At 42.8% G+C, this 22,989-nt stretch carries 17 protein-coding genes and 1 riboswitch; of the genes, 10 read left to right on the top strand and 7 right to left on the bottom strand.

From position 1 onward, the window contains the following. The first annotated feature begins 8 nt into the window (after positions 1–8). Both gnd and fsa read left to right on the top strand, forming a co-directional pair. Positions 9–908 carry a phosphogluconate dehydrogenase (NAD(+)-dependent, decarboxylating) gene (gene gnd, locus ACY8D0_RS25450; protein WP_462413253.1) on the top strand — a complete coding sequence of 300 codons (900 nt, stop codon included), beginning with the start codon at positions 9–11 and terminating at the stop codon, positions 906–908. A gap of 21 nt (positions 909–929) precedes the next feature. After that, on the top strand, positions 930–1,592 hold the full coding sequence (fsa, locus tag ACY8D0_RS25455) for a fructose-6-phosphate aldolase (RefSeq protein ID WP_462413254.1): 663 nt from the start codon (positions 930–932) through the stop codon (positions 1,590–1,592). A gap of 74 nt (positions 1,593–1,666) precedes the next feature. Here the strand turns inward: fsa and ACY8D0_RS25460 are convergent, their stop codons facing one another. The 5 genes from ACY8D0_RS25460 to ACY8D0_RS25480 form a co-directional block, all read right to left on the bottom strand. Then, a complete protein-coding gene (locus ACY8D0_RS25460) occupies positions 1,667–2,005 on the bottom strand; it encodes a winged helix-turn-helix transcriptional regulator (RefSeq protein WP_462413255.1) in 339 nt (112 codons plus the stop codon). Positions 2,006–2,339: 334 nt separating this feature from the next. Further along, positions 2,340–2,699 (bottom strand): hydroxyisourate hydrolase, encoded by a 360-nt coding sequence (gene uraH / locus ACY8D0_RS25465; RefSeq protein ID WP_462413256.1) that lies wholly within the window; start codon positions 2,697–2,699, stop codon positions 2,340–2,342. Positions 2,700–2,717: 18 nt separating this feature from the next. Further along, positions 2,718–4,175, bottom strand: a complete 1,458-nt coding sequence (locus ACY8D0_RS25470; RefSeq protein ID WP_462413257.1) for an NAD(P)-binding domain-containing protein — start codon at positions 4,173–4,175, stop codon at positions 2,718–2,720. An 87-nt stretch (positions 4,176–4,262) separates the two neighbouring features. Next, a complete protein-coding gene (gene uraD, locus ACY8D0_RS25475) occupies positions 4,263–4,760 on the bottom strand; it encodes a 2-oxo-4-hydroxy-4-carboxy-5-ureidoimidazoline decarboxylase (RefSeq protein ID WP_462413258.1) in 498 nt (165 codons plus the stop codon). Between the two features lie 266 nt (positions 4,761–5,026). Beyond that, on the bottom strand, positions 5,027–6,625 hold the full coding sequence (locus tag ACY8D0_RS25480; protein WP_462413259.1) for a PucR family transcriptional regulator: 1,599 nt from the start codon (positions 6,623–6,625) through the stop codon (positions 5,027–5,029). Positions 6,626–6,830: 205 nt separating this feature from the next. Here ACY8D0_RS25480 and allC point away from each other — a divergent pair, with 205 nt between their 5' ends. From allC to ACY8D0_RS25495, 3 genes are all read left to right on the top strand, one after another. Beyond that, the gene (gene allC, locus ACY8D0_RS25485) at positions 6,831–8,078 is read left to right on the top strand and encodes an allantoate deiminase (protein WP_462413260.1); all 1,248 of its coding nucleotides are present in this window, start codon (positions 6,831–6,833) and stop codon (positions 8,076–8,078) included. Positions 8,079–8,093: 15 nt separating this feature from the next. Then, the gene (locus tag ACY8D0_RS25490; RefSeq protein ID WP_462413261.1) at positions 8,094–9,362 is read left to right on the top strand and encodes a pyridoxal-phosphate-dependent aminotransferase family protein; all 1,269 of its coding nucleotides are present in this window, start codon (positions 8,094–8,096) and stop codon (positions 9,360–9,362) included. Between the two features lie 158 nt (positions 9,363–9,520). After that, positions 9,521–9,622, top strand: a riboswitch (purine riboswitch). Positions 9,623–9,698: 76 nt separating this feature from the next. Beyond that, positions 9,699–10,994, top strand: a complete 1,296-nt coding sequence (locus tag ACY8D0_RS25495) for an NCS2 family permease (RefSeq protein WP_462413262.1) — start codon at positions 9,699–9,701, stop codon at positions 10,992–10,994. Positions 10,995–11,152: 158 nt separating this feature from the next. On the opposite strand, the gene ACY8D0_RS25500 is transcribed toward ACY8D0_RS25495, so the two are convergent. Together ACY8D0_RS25500 and dacB are read right to left on the bottom strand one after the other, a co-directional pair. Beyond that, positions 11,153–12,370, bottom strand: coding sequence for an MFS transporter (locus ACY8D0_RS25500; RefSeq protein WP_462413263.1), 1,218 nt, complete (start codon positions 12,368–12,370; stop codon positions 11,153–11,155). Positions 12,371–12,526: 156 nt separating this feature from the next. Beyond that, on the bottom strand, positions 12,527–15,352 hold the full coding sequence (dacB, locus tag ACY8D0_RS25505) for a D-alanyl-D-alanine carboxypeptidase/D-alanyl-D-alanine endopeptidase (protein ID WP_462413264.1): 2,826 nt from the start codon (positions 15,350–15,352) through the stop codon (positions 12,527–12,529). A 258-nt stretch (positions 15,353–15,610) separates the two neighbouring features. Here dacB and ACY8D0_RS25510 point away from each other — a divergent pair, with 258 nt between their 5' ends. The 5 genes from ACY8D0_RS25510 (at position 15,611) to ACY8D0_RS25530 (ending at position 22,972) form a co-directional block, all read left to right on the top strand. After that, on the top strand, positions 15,611–17,083 hold the full coding sequence (locus ACY8D0_RS25510) for a PAS domain-containing sensor histidine kinase (RefSeq protein ID WP_462413265.1): 1,473 nt from the start codon (positions 15,611–15,613) through the stop codon (positions 17,081–17,083). A gap of 155 nt (positions 17,084–17,238) precedes the next feature. After that, positions 17,239–18,605 (top strand): IS1182 family transposase gene (locus ACY8D0_RS25515; RefSeq protein WP_462413266.1). Its coding sequence is split into 2 segments (ribosomal slippage): positions 17,239–17,515 and positions 17,515–18,605, totalling 1,368 coding nucleotides; the frame shifts between segments, so codons are not numbered across the junction. A 430-nt stretch (positions 18,606–19,035) separates the two neighbouring features. Next, positions 19,036–19,245, top strand: coding sequence for a copper chaperone CopZ (gene copZ, locus ACY8D0_RS25520; RefSeq protein ID WP_462413267.1), 210 nt, complete (start codon positions 19,036–19,038; stop codon positions 19,243–19,245). 63 nt (positions 19,246–19,308) lie between these two features. Continuing rightward, positions 19,309–21,876 (top strand): heavy metal translocating P-type ATPase, encoded by a 2,568-nt coding sequence (locus ACY8D0_RS25525; protein WP_462413268.1) that lies wholly within the window; start codon positions 19,309–19,311, stop codon positions 21,874–21,876. 199 nt (positions 21,877–22,075) lie between these two features. Then, positions 22,076–22,972 (top strand): DUF8832 domain-containing protein, encoded by an 897-nt coding sequence (locus ACY8D0_RS25530; protein WP_462413269.1) that lies wholly within the window; start codon positions 22,076–22,078, stop codon positions 22,970–22,972. Positions 22,973–22,989: the final 17 nt, after the last annotated feature.

Genomic DNA, 22,989 nt, shown 5'->3' on the forward strand with positions numbered 1-22,989 from the left:
AATAAAAAATGAAGTTAGGTTTAATCGGCCTAGGAAAAATGGGTTTTAACCTGGGACAAAATTTAATTGAGCACAATCATGAAGTGGTCGCATTCGATGTCAACCCTGGTGCGGTAGAAGAAATGAAAAAGTACGGGGCTAAAGGAGTTTCTAGCTTTAAAGAACTGGTTCAATCCTTAGAACAGCCTAGAATCCTATGGATTATGGTTCCGCACGCGGTGGTTGATTCCGTTATTGGTGAAATCCTCCCATTTCTAAATGAAGGGGATATTGTCATAGAAGCGGGGAATTCCCATTATAAAGAATCAGTTCAACGTTATAACGAGTTGAAGGAAGTGGGTGTCCGATTCATGGATGCCGGAACTTCCGGCGGAATGGAGGGGGCCCGGCACGGTGCTTGCTATATGGTTGGCGGCGATCCGGAAGCATGGGAGATTGTCGAACCTCTTTTCAAAGATACATCTGTTGAAAATGGCTATCTTTATGCAGGTAAAGCGGGAAGCGGCCACTTTCTCAAGATGGTTCATAATGGCATCGAATATGCCATGATGGCAGCGATTGGGGAAGGATTTGAAGTACTGGAGAAAAGTGATTTCGATTATGACTATGAAAAAGTAGCCCGAGTTTGGAATAACGGTTCTGTGATCCGTTCTTGGCTGATGGAGTTAACCGAAAACGCGTTCTCTAAATTTCCTCATCTGGATGAAATTAAAGGAATCATGCATTCTTCAGGCGAAGGCAAATGGACTGTGGAAACGGCCCTTGATCTTCAAACTGCCACTCCTGTTATTGCCTTATCGTTATTGATGCGTTATCGTTCCTTAGAGAATGACACCTTTACAGGAAAAGTGGTTGCTGCCTTAAGAAATGAGTTTGGCGGACATGCCGTTGAAAAATCAAACAAATAATCATTTTTGGAGGAAAGGGACATGAAATTTTTTATTGATACTGCAAATATAGATGATATTAAAAAGGCCTATAAAATTGGAGTTTTATCAGGCGTCACGACAAATCCTTCCTTGGTTGCAAAAGAAGGGGTTAAATTCGAAGATCGTATTGCTGAAATCCTTAATATTGTTCCTGATGCAGAGTCGGTATCTGCTGAAGTAACGCCAAATGCTTTAACTGCTGAGCAAATGATTGCGGAAGCAAACGAACTGATTAAAATTAACGGGGGAGACAAGAAAATCACAATTAAACTCCCTATGACATTGGATGGCTTAGAGGCATGCCGCTATCTTACAAAAAAAGGGGTAAAAACCAACGTTACCCTTATTTTTACGGTAAACCAAGCCCTCTTGGCAGCACGTGCTGGGGCAACCTATGTCTCCCCATTCTTGGGCCGCTTGGATGACATTAGTGAAGACGGAGTCCAGCTTGTTGCGAAAATTGCTGAATTGTTCCGGATTCAAAATATTGATTCGCAAATCATTGCCGCATCTGTCCGTCATCCAGACCATGTAACTCGGGTAGCGATGGCTGGTGCCCACATTGCCACCATTCCATTTAAAGTCATCGAACAATTATCGAAACATCCTTTAACCGACCAAGGAATTGAAAGATTTGCTGCGGATTGGAAAAACTCGCTATAAGTCGCAAGATTTTTAAGAAAAAAGAAAACCCTTATCTTATGAAAGGTAAGGGTTTTTCATGTTTAGAATTTCATTCAATCTTTGGCTATTTCTTGATAATCCTTCATCCAACAGTTAGCCCACTGGCTTATTGGTCTGAGAATTTTACCGAGCTCATTGCCTTTTTGTGTTAAGACATATTCTGTTCTAACTGGACGTTCAGGAATCACATGACGTAAAACAATTCCATGCTCTTCTAACTCTTTCATTCTTTCAGTCAGCATTCGTTTACTGAGGTCAGGTATTAGTACATTCATTTCGCTAAAACGCTTTGGTCCGCTTAACAATACATAGATGATTAGACCTGTCCACCTTTTCCCTATTAATTCAAAAGTTCTTTCAACCTCTGGGCAAAGATTTATTTCCTCTGCCATCTTGCCACTCCTTTTTTAGCCCCATTTTCTACACTGGATATTAATTATTCCTAATGTATTTATTGTAACCGTATACGAGCTATTAAAAAAGGAAAAATTATATTTTTTTAATAAAAGCGCTCTGTAAAATATGGCTGTTGATTACAGCGAAAGGAGCTTAGTGAACCCGTGGGTGCCAGTGGGCCTCATCGCCCTCGCACTCCCGCAGGAGTCGGGCTTATCCGCTTCAATCAACAGAGTTAAGAAAAAATAACCATACCGTTTAACAAAGCCTAAATAAAAATCCGTATTAATAAAAGGTCGCCTTTAAAAAGACGACCTTGATAATTACCATTTAACTGCCGCGGTACACTTGATAGCCGAATGGCGAGACCAACAATGGAACGTGATAATGGACAGAGGGTTCGTTTATGCCGAAGCGGACGGGTATTTTGTCTAAAAATGGGGGATTTGGCAGTTCTATGTTATTCCCCCGAAAATATTCCCCGAGATGAAAGATAAGTTCGTAGGTACCTGGTTTCATCTCCTCATTTGTGAGAAAAGGGAGGTCCAGCCGTCCATCTGTATTGGTCACCGCCGTTTTTACATGCTTCCATTCTACAGATGCTTCATCTTGAAAATAAAGTTCGATTGTCACATTGGCGGCAGGTGCGCCTTTCGTTAAGTCTAGTATATGTGTCGTTAAACCAGTCATATTTCCTCCAAGCTCCATTTATACAATTTTTGTGATTTTTATTATCTCGTTTTCAGCTGAATTCTTGGTTGGCCATTCCCCCGTGAATTCGTTGACGCTGTATTCATAGAAACTTTTCAATATCCTTTCCTTGTCATCAAGGAACAACTGATCCGCCACGGCCGTTGCAAGCCTCGGTATCGAAAATTTCATGCCGGAGAGGGCGGAGGCGGATATGCCGCAGCTGATTAAAGCGGAATAATTAAAGGCAAATAACCCGTGAAGTCGTTTTTTACCCGCCTCATCGCGGCTTAAAAAGGAGAAGCCGGGACTGAGATACGGATGGGCATCCAGAATCGAATTTGCTTTTTCTTTAGGTGCTTGGAAGTAATCCTTCCACCGTGCTATATATTTATCCACCAGTTTTAATTCGGGCCTTAAAGCTGGGTCGGTGAGTAGACCGGTACTGATGATGAGAAAATCAAAAGTAAACTGGCCTTGTGGCGTGGTCACATGTGCTCCTTCGTCTGTCGGTTTTACCTCTAACCAGGGCGAAGCTAAATGAAGCTTAAAACCGGGCCAAGAGGTGGCACGATGGAAGGTGTCGTTGGTCGGTGGTTGATTGTGATTAAAAAAGTGAGAAATTGCCGCATACTTATCTTCATCAACCAATGTGTAAAAGCGTTCTATCATGCCGGAAACTTCCATCTGACGAATCGGATTGATACGGGGCATCTCTTTGCGGCGGACAAACACATGTGCTTCGGAAACACCTTCGGAAAGGGCGAAGTTTGCATTATCAAAGGCAGAAGCGCCGCCTCCTAGAATACCAACCTTCTTTCCTTTTAGCTTCGAAAAATCGATGGATTCAGAGGTGTGGGCATATAAATGCCGTGGCAAATTTTCGGAAATCATAGGAGGGACATGCCATTCCCCGCCACCTTGAATTCCTGTTGCCAGAATGACTTTACGGGCCAACAGCTTCTCGGAGGGTGCGCCTGCACCTTCAATATGCAAGTGATGGATCCCTTCATCCGTTGGTTCGATTAACTTTAGTTTGACCTCATTTATGACGGGGAGATTTAGGACGTTTCGGTACCAGCGGAGATAGTTCATCCAGTCGCCCCGGGGAATTTTATCTATCTTTTCCCAGCTATCTGTACCGAATTGTGCTTCCCACCAAGAGCGGAAGGTAAGGGAGGGGATTCCCAGGTCAATTGAAGTCAAATGTTTGGGTGTTCTTAACGTCACCATTCTGGCGTAGGTCACCCACGGTCCTTCCAATCCTACCGGGTTTTCATCAATAATCAGAATATTGGAGATGCGCTCACGCATTAACGCAAAGGCTGCTCCCAGTCCACATTGACCTCCTCCGACAATAACTACGTCATATACATGGCCATCCGGATGGCTGAGGGGATGAACCCAATTGGTACCTCCAAATGCAAGATAGGAAAGATCTCTTTTTACTTGTTTGTTCAACATTTCTAAACTCATGTCCATCATCCTTTTTAAGTTAAATAATCCATCAATCTCCCTTGATTGTCGTTAGGTAAAAAGGCACTTTGTTTTGCAGAAATCAGGTTAATCGTTCATTTTTTCTTTTAACCGGAAAAAGGCTATTTTATAGATTTCGGTCAAAGCTCTTTGGAACTCGATCTCTTTTGAGTTATGGAGCCTCATTTCCATGTTTTTATAAATCGCTTGCTTGTTTTTCCCGCGGACCGCCAGGATAAATGGAAATCCGAACTTCTCCATGTATTGTTGATTCAAGCTAATAAACAGGCAGTATTCTTCGGGGGATAGATTTTGCAAGCCAGCTCCTTCTTGCTCCCGAATGGAATGGGTCGTCATGGCCACCCGCTCGCCCAAATTGGGATGCGCCTTAACCAGTGCTAGTTTTTCTACTGTCGAAGCGGATTCCACAATGCGAACCATTTCTTGATGTAAGTGCTGTAAAGAAACGAATGGTTTAGCGGTCTCTGCTTTTTCCGCAATCCAAGGAGAATTTTCAAAAATCCCATCCGTTATCGCCATAAATTCTTCATGTGTGGCCTGGTTAATTTCCTTGATGGTCAACATAACAGCAGTTCCTTCCTTTTAATTTTTGGCTCTGTTAAACCGATAATGTTGAATTTTAATACTTTGATTGGAACGTAAGGAGCTAGACCCCCGCGGTTCGCTGAACGACTGAAGTGGAAATCAACAGCCAAATTTAGCAGAGTCAAAATGTAATGAAATATAACATGTGATGTATCTAATGCTTACATATTAATCAATTAACATTGAACTGTCATTGTGTACAATAACTAAAAATTCTGTATCGGCTTATTGAACTTGTATAAATCCTAGATTTCCAATAAGGACTTAATTCTTAATGCCAGCCTGATTTGTAAGGTTGTTTCGGGATCTTTAAGGCTTTTGCCTAAGAGTTCTTCGCATTTTTCAATTCGATAAACGACCGTATTCCGATGGACGAACAACCTTTTTGCTGTTTCGGAGATTTGGCAATGCGTTTCTAAATAAACGGATAATGTTTCAAGCAACGACTGTTCTTCTTCCGACTTTGTGCCAAAAAAACCGCTTAGTGCAAAGGAATAAAAGTTTTTTAGATCATCATGGGGGACTTGCCGTAATATTTCCATTACGTCTTTGGTTTGATAGGTTTGGATAAATTGCGTTTTCCTTACGAGATTCCCTTGAGTAAGAGCGTCTGTTGCCTCCTTCTCGACATTTTTGATTTGTAAAAACGTATGGCTAAGATTGCTGACCCCAAATGAGATGGTTGTACCGTAATACTTTAAAACTCTTTTTTGCAGCTGCAATAATATAGAATTTGTGTAGTCCATATAATTTGTCGTGATTTCTTGGATTTCAAAAAGAAGAATACAGGTTTTGCCTTTTGTGAAAAAGTGGATTTTCGGATTCGTTGCGGTGACTTCGGCTTCGATAAAATCATAGATATCGTCGACTTTTTCATGGTGTTTTGTAAAGGTTGGCAGGTGGTCCTGGCCATCCGGTTTTCCTGCAACGCAAATATATTTCTGTTCATTCTTAATTGAAAATTCGCTGGCCCTGCCAATGATTTCTTGTGGGGATGAAAAAGTGCCATCTAAAAAATGGAGGAAGAAATCATTGCGCATGCCTCGATCCTTCTGTCTTAGAGCATTTTCCTTCATTAGTGTAAAAGAAATAACGTTCACTGCTTGTTCAATGGTCAAATAAGCCAGTTGATCATTGGTTTCCAGTTCTCCGATGATGACGAGATAACCAGTTTTCTTTTCGCTAATTGGAACAGGGAATAAGGTGCAGGTTTGTTTTATAGACAAAATAGAAAAGGATATTGGTGATTTCGTTACTGGAGCCGAAAACCCGTCTAAAAGCATTGAAAAGTTTGCACTTGTGCTGGTTGGATAGATTTGTTTATAATGTTCATCCATTAGTTGGACTGGATGATGGATTAAGTTGGATAGATCCTGAAGCAGTGAGTCAATCCCTTTTCCTTGTAAAATAATTTTAGTGAATTCTTTATGGGTTTCCAAAACGAGAGCCAGTTCTGTTGCTCGTTTATTCAGAATGGCCTTTAGTGTGTGATTGACAATTTCCCCAAGCGATAATTCAAGCGGCAGTTCGATGATGGGGAAACACAATTCATCCGCCAACTGGATGGCTTCTATAGGAACTTCTTGCAAAAAGCGCTTGGTCTTAATCCCTAATCCTGCGCAGCCTTGAACGGCCATGGCATTTATCAACGCGATTAACCTGTCGGGTTCATCTTTGAGGTGGTAAGCTGTTGTGACAAGGAATTCATGCTGATGCAAAAAGTGAATAATATCAGGCGCATCCATCATATTAACTGTTTCGACTTCGCGGTTTTTACCCAAGGTCCCTGCGATTAAAACCATTCCCTCTAATTCCGGGACCTTTAAAAGCTCATGTACTTTCATTAGAAACCCCCCTTGTGTTATAAAATCTAACACAACACGTAATTTGTTTTTCAATTAGTCTATCACAAATTAGTGATATTGCATAAAAAATTTTGAAAATTTTTACGGATTAGCTAATGAAGTTCTTCCCTCATCTTTGTAAACTATGTATATACCATTAATTGTAATGAAATATAACATCTAAAAAACAGGAGGGAATACCAGTATGGCCATTCATGTGAGCAAAGAGATAGTGGATAAAGATCAAGTGGGGGCAATGATTGAATGGCTTGCTTCATTTGGCAAAACGGCAAACGGGGGCGTCACAAGGTTATTATATTCTAAGGCTTGGCAGGAGGCCCAGAAGGCGTTAAAAGGTATAATGGATGATATCGGCTTGGATACTTATTTTGACAGTGCTGGAAATTTATTCGGCAGATTGCAGGGGTCGGAGCCAAACGGGAAAACCGTTATGACGGGCTCTCATGTTGATACGGTGGTAGAAGGCGGAAAATATGATGGTGGTTATGGAATTATTGCCAGTTTCCTGGCCGTGCTCCGGCTGTTCCGTACCTATGGCCCTCCCCGAAAAACCATCGAATTGGTTTCTTTGTGTGAAGAGGAAGGAAGCCGCTTTCCATTAACATTCTGGGGATCCAGAAACATCAGCGGCGCCTATGATCTTAATCGAGTCAAAGACGTAAAGGATTCAAACGGGGTATCGTTTTTAGAGGCTATGAATCAAGCTGGATTTGATCCGAATCATTACATCAGTCCGGCTAGGGAAGATGTAGAACGGTTTTTGGAAATTCATATAGAACAGGGCATAATTCTAGAAAAAAACCAGAAACAAGTTGGAATTGTCACCCATATAGTCGGCCAGCGCCGTTATACGGTTCAAATAAAAGGGGAGAGCAACCATGCCGGTACCACCCCGATGCAGTTTCGAAAGGACGCCGTGAGCACTGCTTCCCATCTCATTTCTTTTTTAACCAAAAGAGCCAAGGAAATGGATCCTCGTTTAGTTGCGACGGTTGGGAGTGTGAATGTCAAACCGAATGTGGCGAACGTGATAGCAGGGGAGATCGAGTTCAGTTTGGATATCCGTCACCATCAAGAACAGGTTATGGAACAGTATTGCTCGGATATATTCGCCGAATTTAAGCGGGTTGCTGAAGGCTTGGATATGGGAATAGTGATTTCCCAGTGGATGGATGTGAAGCCTATCGAGATGGATAAAGAGATGTGTGAGTATGCTAGAGTGATTGCATCGGAGAAAAAACTTAGCCACCAGGACATTGTCAGCGGTGCGGGCCATGATTCCCAAGTGTTTGGTACCATGTGCCCCACTTCTTTACTATTTGTTCCAAGCCAAAACGGGATTAGCCATTCACCAAAAGAGTTTACCAAGTTGGAAGATTTAGAAGCAGGAATCGAATTGTTAACTGAAGTTTTATATCGATTAGCTTATTAGAGGGAGTTGTTGAAAATGCCTTTTCGAGAGCTTGTGACCCCAATGCGGACGATTATGACCCCAGGACCGGTCGAGGTGGACCCAAGAGTGCTTCGTGCCATGAGTACGCCGATATTAGGGCAGTTTGACCCGGCTTTTACCCAGATCATGAACGAAAACATGGAAATGCTCCGGCAAGTATTTCAGACCAAAAATCGCTGGGCATTTCCTATTGATGGCACATCCCGTTCTGGAACCGAAGCGATTTTGTGCAGCATCATTGAGCCGGGAGATCGGGTGCTGGTGCCGATTTTTGGGAGATTCGGGCATTTGTTGGTCGAGATTTGCGAGAGATATGGGGCGGATGTCCGTACGGTTGAATGCCCATGGGGAGAAGTGTTTGACCCGCAAACGGTTATCGATGAAATCGATCGCGTTTCTCCAAAAATTGTTGCGGTTGTTCACGGAGAGACTTCGACTGGCAGGATGCAGCCGCTTAAGGAAATCGGTAAAACCTGCCGCCATCGGAATATATTGTTGGTTGTCGATGCGGTGGCCACAATCGGTGGTGTGGAAGTGAAAACTGATGAGTGGTATTTAGACTCTGTGGTTGGGGGTACACAGAAATGCTTATCTGTACCTTCCGGAATGGCACCTATTACCTATAACGAACAGATTGAAAAAATCCTCTTCGAGCGAAAAAAGGTTGAACGCGGGATTGCCACGCAAGATGACCTTGATTATTCCCGTACTAGGATATCGATTGCCAGTAATTATTTTGATTTAGGCATGTTGCAAGATTATTGGGGACCGAGAAGGCTGAATCATCATACTGAGGCAACTTCAATGAATTATGCCCTTCATGAGGGATTACGGCTTATTTTAATGGAAGGGCTCGAGCAGCGATTTGCCCGGCATAAGTTTCATGAAACAGCGTTAATGGCAGGACTTGAAGCGATGGGCTTGAAACTGTTTGGAGACCCAGAGCATAAACTGCCCTGTGTAACCTGTGTAGAGATTCCAGAAGGGGTCGATGGTGAATCAGTCCGAAAGATGTTGCTTAATGCCTTTGGCATTGAAATAGCTTCCTCTTTTGGACCGCTCCATGGAAAGATTTGGAGAATCGGCACAATGGGGTATAGCTGCCGCAAAGAAAATGTATTATCCGTTCTTGGTGCTTTAGAAGCGGTATTAATACGCCAAAGGGCAAAAGTGAACCGCGGGGAAGGGCTTCAGGCTGCGTTGAATATTTACGAAGACGGTTCCGTCGCTTCAACAATTATTAAGAAACAATCAGTTAAATAAATTCGTCTCATGGAATGTGACCTAAATAGTTTTGAACGGACATTATTTTGATGTCCGTTTTTTATGGTCTATTGAATTTTAAGAATAAACTTAATTGGCGGAAAACGGCCAGGACTATTGACTCATTACTCGTATACTGATACGATACCCATTATTATATTTATATATTAATTTTACCTTGTATAAGTTCAAGAATATGGCTTGAACGTCTCTACCAGGCTGCCGTAAATAGCCTGTCTACGAGGGACATGGCGTATTTTTCTTGTCCTTTGCAGACGGATCCCCCGGCAACTTTGCCGGGGGTTTTTTAGTTTTAATAGACTCGGAGGAACTATCATGAAACATTACTTTCAATTTGCCGAACGGAATACGTCTTATAAGCAAGAGAGTATTGCCGGTATCACCACCTTCTTATCATTGGCTTATATTTTAGTGGTTAACCCGGTCATCTTGAGCCAGTCAGGTATGGACAAAGGGGCACTGTTTACCGCCACGGCCTTGTCGGCCATCATTGGTTCGCTGTTAATTGGATTAATTGCTAACTTTCCAATTGGTATCGCACCCAGCATGGGGATGAATGCATTTTTTACCTTTACGGTGTGTATCGGTATGAAAATTCCGTGGCAAACAGCGTTGGCCGGTGTATTCATTGCCGGCGTCCTCTTTATGATTTTGAGCTTGTTGAAAATCCGCGAAAAAATCATTAATGTCATACCAGAGGATTTAAAACATGCCATCGCAGTGGGAATCGGCTTTTTCGTTGCCTTTATCGGGTTGAAAAATGCCGGGCTCGTTGTTTCCAATGAAGCAACTTTTGTTGCGATTGGAGAATTGAAAACTCCTGCAACCTTACTGGCCATTGGCGGCTTTATTATTACGGTCATATTTTTAAACAAGGGAGTGAAGGGAGGCATTTTCTACGGAATGGTGGTAACCACTATTATTGGAATACTGGTAGGCGTTATTGATCCGCCTAAAGCCATCATTGGAAAAATACCTAGCCTTGAACCAAGCTTCGGAGCCGTTTTTGGAGCTTTGGATGACGTGCTTTCCCCGAAAGTGCTTGCGGTTATTTTTACCTTTTTGTTTGTAGCCTTTTTCGATACGGCCGGTGCGTTGATTGCCATCGCAAGCCAAGCGGGTCTGATGAAAAATAACGAGATACCAAATGCGGGAAAAGCCTTACTTGCCGATTCATTATCAACGGTCATCGGAGCGATATTGGGAACATCAACCACTGCCTCCATGGTAGAATCAACCGCTGGTATTGGAGTTGGCGGCCGGACAGGCTTTACTTCAGTGGTGATCGCAGCCTGTTTCACGGTTTCTTTATTTTTTTCACCGGTTCTTTCTATTGTCACACCTGAAGTGACGGCGCCGGCCCTGATTATTGTTGGCGCGATGATGGCGACCGAAATCAGCAAGATTGACTGGAGCAATTTTTCCGTCGTGATCCCAAGCTTTGTCACCATCATCATGATGCCATTAACTTACAGCGTGGCAACTGGCATTGCCCTTGGATTTATCCTCTACCCGATAAGCATGATGGCCATGAAAAAGACTAAAGAAGTCCATCCTATCATGTACATCCTCTGTATTGCCTTTATTGGGTACTTCGCCTTTATAGTTTAATGATAGCGGTACGGTTTTTTGCTTTTATAAAAGCAGAAAATGGTTTCGTTTTTTCCATTTTTATCCGACTGGAATTGGATTTGGCCTGATTGAAAAAAGTAGATTCGTCAAATGAAAATAGAATCGAAAAAGCCCAGCCACCGGCTGGGCCCATTTATTTATGCGCTTTGTTTAAGGGCAGTCTTCTTCTTTTGAATCCCCATGCGCGATAACCAGACTATCATACATGTAAGTATGGAAGTTCCATGGAATGCCCATACCATCTTCGTCAAGGATAACGCATTTAGTAGAATCGGAGCCACGACAAATCCCAGCATAAATCCCAACGATTTTAACAGCATCCCAACTCCGAAGATTCTTCCGCGAACATAGTTGTCTGTGTTTTGCAGGATGGTTGCATGCAAGGTGGTGAAACTGGCATCAAATATTCCTGTAAAAAAGGCAAATGATAAAACAAACCAAATGGTTGTATTGGAGAAAAACGTCATAAAACCGGTCGACATGAACATGGCCGAGAAAAAGCTTGCATAATATAACCGGTTTCCCTGTAAAAATCGCAGCCTCGGCAGAATGACTGTCGCCAACACGGAACCCATTCCCCAAACACCCCAAATTAAACCATAATAAAAGCTTTGCCTGTCCCCGTCCATTTTCTCTGCCAACAAGGGAATTCCTAAGTTATGGGATGCACCTGCAAAAGAGCCCATCAAAAAGACGATATTGACCGAAAGCAACATCGGGGCTAACACGATATAGGAATACACTTCTTTTAAATCACGTCCAATACCGATCAGTTTCTGTTTCACGCCATTAGCGATGGCTTGGCTTTTTACAAAAGTTGTTTCCCATTTCATCACAATCAATACAACGGCAGATATTATGTAGGTTGCGGCGTCGATAACTAAAGTGACTTGGTAACCGAGAAAGTCCGTGATTACCCCGGCACCGATGAAGCCTAGTACGATACTGATGGATGATAACCTTGATATTAAAGAGTTCGTTTCGAGTACTCTGTCTTTGCCAAAAATCTGAGGGATTTCCGCACTATAGCTGACGGCAAAAAAGCTGGTCGTCAACCCAATTAGGAAACAGACGATTAGGATGACAATAGGATTTGGAAAAGGAAGGATGGCTAAGATGATTATTGCCCGGAATACATCCGTCCAAATCATGATTTTTCGCCGGTCGAACCGGTCTGCGATGACTCCGGAAAGCAAGCTGGACAAAACTCCTCCAAAAGTCCGTACCGCCATGGTTGCCGCCAGCCAGGTGGAACTTCCTGTTGCCACATACATAAGCACATTGATTGCGATCATATCCATATAAGTTCCCAAATCAGAAAAAGATTTTACATAAAGAAAAATTTTGCGATTCATGTTTTCTCCTATCATGTTGTCCAATTTCGCTATACCGTTCTATTTTAAAGAACTTGAAATTACTTAGCAATACGAAATTTCAGAATGATGTACCTCCTCATATAAAAACCAAAGGCGTCCCCTTGCTTAATAAGAGCAAGGGGACCGCCATATGGTTTACCGTGTCACTTCTAATAGTTTCTGTGCAAAGTTATGCACCAATTGTTTGCTTGGGGTAGGGCTGTAGCCGTTCAGTAATAATGAAAAGGCCAACAGGTCCCCGTCTTTGGTTTTCACATATCCAGAGAGTCCCGGCATATCTGCTCGTTTTTCCTCAATGACAACTAGCTGAGAACTACCCGCGTTTGCCAAAGAATCATAGAATACTTGGAAAGTGGGTTTGTTCGTTTCAGCTGCCAATAAACTGGCCACCTGTGCCGCGGATATTTGGGTATATGTCGTCCATCCCGATCCATCCATCATATCAAACTCAGTTGAAATCACTTGATCCATCATCGAGTGAACCGAGTTAATACCGGCATCAAATGTCCCCTTACCACTTTTTATGGCGCCCAGTGTCCGAAGGGTCATTTCGGCCGTGAAATTATCATTCTGGTGGTTCATGTAACGGACAATTTCAGATAAGGCAGGTGATTGATAGGTTTTAACTAGACTGGCCTCAGCTGGTTTATCCGCATTCATGACTTTCGCTAGGGGACTCACATTCACCCCGGCCTGTTTTAGCTCATCTTTAAATACATAACCTGTGTAAAGCTGGGGAGCTTCCACTGTAATATCTTTGTATCCTTTTTGTGTTCCTGCTGGCAACGTTCCGGATATTTCGATCGTATTCTCATTGCGTGTTCTTTTGATTTGCAAGGTGTTTTCAGCATTTGCCTCACCTGTCACAGCAGAATTGACAATTTTGTTTGCATCTATATTTGGGTCTGCATAAATGTTTATGCTCTTGCCAACTTTTCCAGGTTCAAAGGTGATTCGCACCGTGCCGTGGTTTACGGACAGGGCTGTAATTTCTGGCTGGGTCGCATCACTTTCCTGATCCCATGTCCAGCCTGGGGCATACACATCATCCGTGAAGAATTGGCTGTCTACGATGATATTTCCTTTTACGAGATGAATGCCGGCATTCTTTAAGTCTTGTGCCATACCTTCAAGCGTTGGTCCGTCTAATGTTTGTCGGCTGCTGTTAGATGCTATGGTTGGATCCCCATAGCCTTTAATGATCACATCCCCGTTTAAGACACCATCTGTTACTGTTCCCGTTGTATAAAGTTCCGTCTTGAACCGGTAGTTTTGTCCAAGGTTGTCTAGGGCACTCGCTGTCGTTAATAATTTCACACTTGCTCCAGGTGTCAATAACGACTGGGCATTACGGGCGTACAGCGTTTCCTGATTCTTGGTGGAATAAATGACGGCTCCTTTAATCAGCCCTTGGAATGCAGAATCGTCTAAAATCGGGTCAAATTCACTGGCCAAAGGATAGTTTTGTGATACTGGTGTGCTCACTGGCGCAGCAGGCAATTCTGGAAAGGATGCCAGAGCAATTGATATTTGATTTTGTATATTCGTTGCAAAGGAACTTTTATAAATTCCATTACACATAATAGAAAATGCAAAGGTTTGTCCGTCCTTCGTCGTCACATACCCAGCGAGTGTATTGACTCCGCTCATACTGCCTGTTTTGGCCTTTACATTACCATCCGCTGCCGTGCCCTTCATTCGGCTTTTCAGCGTGCCATCGACACCTGCAATTGGCAGGAACGGTATAAACCGGTCTCGTTCTGGACTGTCATATATTCCTTTGAGAATCAAGGTAAAAGCGTGTGGTGAAATGTGGTCCAATCGGGTAAGACCTGAGCCGTCTTTTTGGATATAATCAGCATCCAAGCCCAAATCGTCCACCAGATGCTGTTTAATTACTTGGGCTCCCGCAGTGATGGATCCTGTGCCGTTTTCTTTTGCTCCGAGCTGCTTGGTAAGCATTTCTGCGTAAAAATTATTACTTTCTTTCAGCATTTTTGTCAAAATATCGTCCAGCTTTGCTGACTGGGTTGTTGCGGCTAAGCGGGCATTGTCGCTCAATGTCCCTTTTTTAATCGCTGACTTATCTTTAAAGGTAATTCCATGGTCTTTGAGTAAGTCACGGAAGACCGTTCCTGTAAAAGAGGCAGGATCATGAATCGTCCGTGCTTGGGTATAACCATTAGGGGAGTAATCCTTCCCAATCGTACCGCTTACGGCGATTTCATTCTTTCCAAGTGTCCTGTCAATAGTTAAAGATGCTTTGTTCCCTGCAACGGTTGTCGCGGTGTTGACAACGGTCATATAATCTGGCGCAGGGGAGATGGAGACTTTGGCAGGCTCCCCAACTGCTGAACCAGGTTTTACGTTTACATCCACAATATTTTCCCTGACGGAAAGGGCACTCATTTCCATATTATAATAGAAGTTCTCATCATCCCACATCCAGTTTTCGCCTAGATATTGGTCATCGAAATAGCTCTCATCCACGATGATGTTGCCATTGACCTTATGTATACCCTGTTCTGTCAGAGTCTTTGCCATGGCATCTAATTGATTGACTGTCAGTGTTGGATCCCCATAGCCTTTTAGTATGATATCCCCATTAAGAATACCGTCTTGGCTAAGATTGCCGGTAAGGAATACTTTTGTCGGGATGGTCATATCTTTTGCCCATTTGCCTGTAGCTGTAGCTGCCACGAGGAGTTTAAAGGTGGAGGCTGGAACAAATGTTTTTTCAGCTTGGTAGGAAGCAAGGGTTTTATCATCTTTAAGAGAATATACCTCGTATCCTACAGACATTCCTTCACTGTTTGCATTGCTGGCCAATTGGTCCACATAGGCCTTTAATAGCTGACTAATCTGTTCTTCTGTGGTTTGGGCATTTACCGGTTGGACTAATGACATGATCAACATGCATGTCAAAAGTATTACAGCCCACCGGCCATTAAATCGTTTCATCCAATCGCTCCTTTAATCTCTTATTTTTATAAAGACTTAATATTTCGACAGTTTTCTCTAAAAACCTTCCAAATTTTTGTAAATGGTAGTTTAGTAATAGAGGGTTTCGTTCTATATACCTAATAATTGAATCTCAAAATACATTTTCTATCCGTCATTTTTTTCAATCATCGATTGGATAGGAAAAATTAGCTAGTCACTTACGAGTGCATCGTGTAAAATAAAATATAGGAAATATTATCCAGTGGAGGTGGAGAATTGGAACCGACTAGCCTGAGTAACTGGGAGTTTGAAACCATTGCGCAACACACTCTCGATATCCTGCTCATCGTGGATCAGCATCAAATCGTAAGGTTTGTGACGCCTTCTTTCGAATCGATATTGGGTTATCGTCCCGAAGAATTTGTGGGGCGGAATGCTTTCGACCCGCTGCTTTCTGAGGATCGGGAGAGAATGATGGCTTCACATCAGGAAGCCATTCTGACTAAGGAACCTAAAGTAGATGAATACCAAGTTTTTCATAAAAACGGTGAATTAAGATATTTTGAATCACGGGTTATGCCTGTCAAGGACCATCCTGATAACTTGGTTGTTGTCTCAATCCGGGATATTACCATGCGAAAAAAAATGGAAGCGGAGCTTGCCAGCCGTAAAAATCGCTACCAGATGCTGCAAAACAGTTTGAAAAGCTATTCACAGGATTTATCAGCCGTGATGAAGGTGGCAGATTTAAAGAATCGCCTAATGAAAGAGCTCAATACTATCATTCCAGATTCTAATCCAGAAATCATTGTCTATAATCGAGAAAATGGAACTGCCGAGGGAAAGGGTTCTCCAGAAATCTCTCTGGAAAAATTGACAATAGGTAAATTGCACTATGATAGTGGCCAAATACATATATTAATTGGCGACCGTAAAGAGTGGGCTTATATTCTTACAATCCAGTCTTCCTCCATCCAGGAATCCATGGATTCCATTTGGTTAGAGACCATGGTTTACTATACAATCATGGTGTTTGAAAGTTTAAATGTCATTGAGAGTCTGATGTATCAACTCGAAACGGCACTACAAAAAAGCGAACGGCCCCAGTGGGTTTTACGATTAATGTTTAATTTGTCGGAAAAACAAAGAATGGAATTGTCCAGCGACTTACATGACACCGTATTGCAAGACCAAATGTCTTTATATCGAAATTTGGAGTCCATTTTAAAAGAATATCGATTTGATAGCGAAGCGGACCGGCAACTGATGGGAATCTTGCAAGGATTGTTAGACACGATCCACCAAATCCGGTTGACCTGCAACGAGTTGCGCCCCCCATTGCTAAGGGAAGCAGGGCTCATCAGCGCACTGGAAAATCTATTTGATTACACGCAGCTATCCTCCACATATAAAATTCAGTTTACAACGAAGGATACAGAGGGACTGTTCTTGAATGAAGAAGCGACCATTGGCATGTATCGAATCGTCCAGGAGCTGCTGAACAATGCCATAAAACATTCGCAAGCCAGCCATGTTCATTTTCACCTTCATAAGTTGGATGAAAAAATCCTCCTTCATTATTCCGATGATGGAAAGGGCTTTGACGCCGGAAAATTAACGCCCACCTTCAAGAGCATGGGACTTTCGGGGATGAGAGAAAGGGTGCGCAGCTTAAACGGAACGGTTGACTTTGACTCCCAGCCTGGAAATGGGTTAAATGTTCGCTTTGAAATACCCATTAGTTTATAGCCATATATCAGAAAAAATAAAAACCACCTTGTGTGGTTTACAGGCTGTCGAAAAACCTTCGACAGTCCTTTATTTTGTTCATTAACTTTAATAATTCACCGCGTTAATTTGTTATAATATGATTAACAAACTTATTTATAAAGTGGTGAAACCTAATGTTCAAACCTAAAGAGTCCTCTCAAAACGAATATGAATTTGTATCTATAGATGAAATGGTTCCTGACAATCACCTTCTTCGTTTAATTGATAAATATATTAATTTCTCGTTTCTTCTAGAAAAAGTACGTCCATATTATAGTGATGATAATGGCCGCCCCTCTGATCCACTTATTCTTTTTAAAATGATGTTTATTGGATATATATACGGCATTCGTTCCGAGCGACAATTAGAAAGAGAAATAAAAATGAACATCGCTTACCGCTGGTTCTTAGTTTGAAATTCCATGACCCAGTGCCCCATCATTCAACAATCAGTTGGAATCGCCAACATCGTTTTAAAGATACAGATATTTTTCAGGAGATTTTTGATGAAATTGTTCTACAGGCAATGAACCACAAAATGGTTGGTGGTCGTGTTTTATTTACGGATTCTACTCATTTAAGGGCAAACGCAAATAAGAACAAGTTTTCAAAGAAAGAGGTCGAAGTAGAGACTCGCGAATATTTTGATGATTTAAACAAGGCAGTTGAGGAGGATAGAGTTAATCATGGAAAAAAGCCATTAAAGGAAAGAGAGGAAGTGAAAGAGACTAAAGAAATTCGCGTTAGTACAACAGACCCTGAATGTGGATTTATGTCCCGTGAAAACAAGCAAGAAATGTTCTGTTATCTTGATCACCGAACTACAGACATGAAGCTTAATATCATTACCGATGTTTATGTTACACCTGGAAATGTTCATGATTCTGTTCCATGTCTGAATCGTTTGGACCGTCAGGTCCAGCGATTTGGATTTAAAGTAGAAGCCGTTGCATTAGATTCTGGTTATCTTACTAGCCCTATTTGTAGGGGACTTTCTGATCGGAAAATCTTTGGGGTAATTGCCCATAGGAGATATCACCCTACTACCGGCTTATTACCTAAATGGAGATTTACATACGACAAGGAACATGATCTGTACGTTTGTCCCAATAGCCAAGAGTTAATGTACAAAACAACAACCCGTGAGGGTTATAGAGAATACAAGTCTGATTCAAAGAAATGTGTGAACTGCCCGCTTCTATCCCAATGTACGCGTTCAAAAAATAAGGTAAAAGTCGTAACACGACATGTTTGGGAGGAGCACAAAGAAAAGGTAAGATTAAATCGCTTATCTAAATCGGGAAAAATGCTTTATAAATTTAGGAAGGAAAAAATTGAGCGAAGCTTCGCAGACTCAAAAAAGCTCCATGGGCTTCGCTACTGTCGGTTACGGGGATTAAAGAAGGCGAGCGAACAGGCTCTTCTTACTGCCGCCTGCCAGAACATGAAAAAGATTGCCACCCACTTAACCAAGCTGGAAAATGTGTGTGGCAATACTTAAAGTTATTTTCCCCTGTTGATTGGAGCGGAAGGTGCGAAGACTCCTGCGGGAGTACGGGGCAGGGGAGACCCCGCAGGCGCCTAAGCGCCGAGGAGGCTCCCCGGCACGCCCTAAGGTCCGCGAAGCACCTGGAGCGGAAATCAACAGGACTTTGAGGAGGCACAATATTTAATGAAAAATCTGGTGGTTAGACTTCGACAATATAAAAAATTGCCGAGAAAGATACCCTTTCTCTACAATCTGAAAACCACCTTGTGTGGTTTATTTTTTTGGCTTTTACCAATTGGACTTTACTACCCCGCCAGTATATTTGCGGTAAGCAACAAAAACCTGCGGTCTTTCCCCATAAGCTTGCGGTTTTTGCCGTCACAATTCCCGATAAAATGAAAATGTAAACAGCCAACTAATTAAACCAAAGGAGAGACGAGAAATGGAAAATGTAACTTTAACGGTAAAAGGAATGACCTGCCATCATTGTGTTAGGGCGATTGAAGGAAGCGTGGGCAAACTTTCCGGAGTCAGCAAGGTGAAAGTTGATTTAAGGGAAGCAAATGTTGAAGTCACTTATCAATCTGAGAAAGTAAAAATCGAACAGATTAAGGAAACCATTGAAGACCAAGGCTATATGGTTTGCCAATAAATCAAATGCAGTAAATCTGTTTTCTTAATTGAGGTGAAATATATGTAAGAAAGGAACGAAGCCATGAGTACAAAAGATGCTCAGTTGCAAATCATTGGGATGACTTGTGCAGCCTGTGCGGCAAGGATTGAAAAAGGACTCCAAAAGCTCGATGGAGTGATGGAAGCAACCGTAAACCTAGCATTGGAGCAATCTACCGTCAAATATAATCCGGAAAGCACCAAGATGGAAGATTTGGAGAACAAAATTAGAAATCTTGGTTATGGAGTCGTGACGGAAAAAGCAGAATTACTGATTACAGGCATGACCTGTGCCGCCTGCGCCTCAAGAATTGAAAAAGGATTAAACAAGGTGGACGGAGTATCCAAGGCAACAGTCAATTTGGCATTGGAAACCGCAACAGTCGAATTCCATCCATCGATGGTTCAACTCCATGACCTGATACAAAATATTGAAAAGATCGGTTACGGAGCAGAAAAAAAAGGAGATGTGGGCCAAGGTCAACCAGATCCGCGGGAGCTTGAATTGCTGCGTCAAAAAGGGAAGTTTTTGTTCGCTATGCTTCTTTCTTTCCCGATGGCTCTGGTCATGTTGGCTGATATGGCCAACATACCAGACAGTTTAGGAATACAGGCATTCTTTATGAACCCATGGGTGCAGGTGTGTTTGGCCACACCTGTCCAGTTGCTTATCGGATGGCAGTTTTATCTAGCAGCCTTTAAAGCACTGCGGAGTAAAAGTGCCAATATGGACGTGTTGGTGGCACTTGGCACCTCTGCTGCCTTCTTCTACAGTTTGTATGTGTTAATAGAATCCTATGGAACAGGCGCTATAATGTTGGAAGTCTATTTTGAAACAAGTGCCATATTAATAACCCTGATTATTCTTGGAAAAATCTTCGAATCAAGCGCAAAAGGACGCACCTCTGAAGCCATCAAAAAGCTGATGCAACTGCAATCGAAACAGGCCGTTGTCGAAAGAAACGGTGTGGAAATGGAGATTCCCTTGGAGGAAGTGGTAGTGGGGGATATCCTGCACATTAAACCAGGTGAGAAGGTTCCGGTGGACGGGGAAATTATCGAAGGCAGGACCACCTTAGATGAATCGATGTTAACAGGCGAAAGTCTTCCCGTTGACAAGACTATCGGGGACACGGTCATCGGTGCCACCATAAATATAAACGGTTTTATCAAGATGCGTGCCACTAAAGTGGGAAAGGATACGGCACTGGCCCAGATTATCAAAATCGTTGAAACCGCTCAAGGTTCGAAGGCGCCGATTCAACGAATGGCAGACCGAATTTCCGGCATCTTCGTTCCGATTGTGGTGGGAATGGCCGTCTTAACATTCTTAATTTGGTATTTTTGGGTAGCACCAGGAGATTTCTCCGGTTCACTGGAGAAATTAATAGCCGTACTCGTCATTGCTTGTCCTTGTTCTTTAGGGCTGGCCACCCCCACCTCGATTATGGCGGGTTCCGGCCGTGCGGCAGAGTTTGGTATCCTGTTTAAAGGTGGCGAGCATCTCGAAAGGACCAATCGCCTTACCACGATTGTACTGGATAAAACCGGAACCATCACCAATGGAGAACCAGTGTTAACCGATATTATCATAGATGGGAACGTGTCAGAAGAGGAACTTTTGACATTTGTTGCAGCCGCCGAAAAACAATCAGAACATCCGCTGGCACAAGCCATCGTGAAAGGAGTTTACGATAAAGGCATCTTGATGAAGGAATGCATGGACTTTGAAGCGATTCCAGGGTATGGTGTTAAAGCCGTAATAGAAGGAAAAAACGTCGTAATCGGGACCCGCAAGCTCCTCACTCAACAGCAAATATCCTACGAACAGGCAACAGCTAAAATGACTCTATTAGAACAAAACGGGAAGACTGCCATGTTGGTAGCGATTGATGGGAAATATGCAGGAATTGTGGCAGTTGCCGATACGATGAAAAGCTCGTCCAAACATGCAGTAAAACGGCTAAAAGACATGGGTTTAGAAGTGGTCATGATGACCGGTGACAATCAACAGGCTGCTCATGCGATTGCCTCGCAGGTGGGCATTGACCATGTTCTTGCAGAAGTACTCCCGGAAGGCAAGGCCGAACAAGTGCAAAAGCTGCAGCAACAAGGGAAAATCGTGGCCATGGTAGGGGATGGCATTAATGATGCCCCTGCATTGGCGGTCGCTGATATTGGAATGGCCATTGGAACAGGGACCGATGTGGCCATCGAGGCAGCGGATATCACTCTTATGCGCGGAGAACTAAATGGGATTGCCGACGCCATTTACATGAGTAAAAGGACAATTCACAACATTAAACAAAACTTATTCTGGGCTTTTGCTTACAATACCGTTGGAATTCCCGTTGCAGCTTTGGGGCTGCTTGCTCCGTGGCTTGCCGGCGCTGCCATGGCTTTCAGTTCCGTGTCTGTTGTATTAAACGCCCTAAGATTGCAGCATGAAGTGCTGGTTGGCCATGATACAGTCCAAAGAGGCTCTAATACTAGAAAATGGACGATACCTGCACTCCTATCATTGGTTGTTCTCTTTGGCGGCTATTTTATCTACACCAATTTAGTGGAAGACTCCAACGTGCAAAAATGGGTGGATGCATTATTAAAATAACTTTTCAAGCTTGCCAGCCATCCAATTGGATCGGGTCCGCAAGCTTTACTTTTGCCCTCGGCTACAGGCTGATGGCGGTACCCAGCAGAATCTTTGCGGCATGGTGCGCAGGAATTGCGGTTTGAACGGTATGACTCAACTGTATGCTAATAACATACCAAACAAAAAAATAACAAATTAAATTGAAGGAGTGAACAAGATGAGAAAATGGGCAATAATCGGCATGGTATATGTCACCATCGTCATTTGCGGTTTTCAGGCATATGACAAATGGTTTGCCAAAGAGGATGCGCAGGCTGCAGAAGCAAGTATGGATGATATGGGAAGCAAGGATGCAAAGACTGCAAAGGCTAACCAAGATGAAAAAGAGACCATGGATAGCATGGAAGAAATGGAAGCAGGGCATTCCGAAGAAGGAAGCCACGGACATGATTCGGGAGCGGCTGCAGGAGAAGGTAGTCAAGTCAACGCCTTCGTTTATAATGATCAAAACCAAATTAAAATTTTCTTGAAAGATAAAGCTGGAAATCCCATTGACGAACTGGAAGTTAATCATGAAAAAATTCTTCATCTCATCATTGTCGATGAACAGCTGCAAAAGTACTACCACGTGCATCCGGAACGGACCGGGGAGGGTGAATTCACCATTGGAAATTCACTTCCTGAAGGCTATTATAAAGCATTTATCGATATAAAACCGAAATCCTATAGTTACCAAGTTGAACCTGTTCCATTTGTAGTGGGAGCGCCAAAAATGGCGGATCATGGCCATACGTTAGTTCCAGAAACAGTCTTTATGAAAGAGGTCGATGGCCAGAAGGTTTCCTTGAATGTCAGCTCATTTAAAGCCGGAGATGATATTAAACTATCCTTTGATTTAGACAGGACTAATTTAACTCCTTATTTAGGGGCCATGGGCCATGTGGTCATACTTGATGAATACGGGAAGAAATTCCTTCATGTCCATCCATCCAATGACACCGATACGATTTTTGAAACAAAATTTGATAATCCTGGCATCTATAAAATTTGGGCTGAATTCCAGCAAGATGGAAAGGTGAGGGCATTCCCGTTTGTCATTGAAGTGAAAGAATAAAAGATTCTTTGAGAGGA

The sequence above is a fragment of the Neobacillus camarae genome (assembly GCF_054950115.1).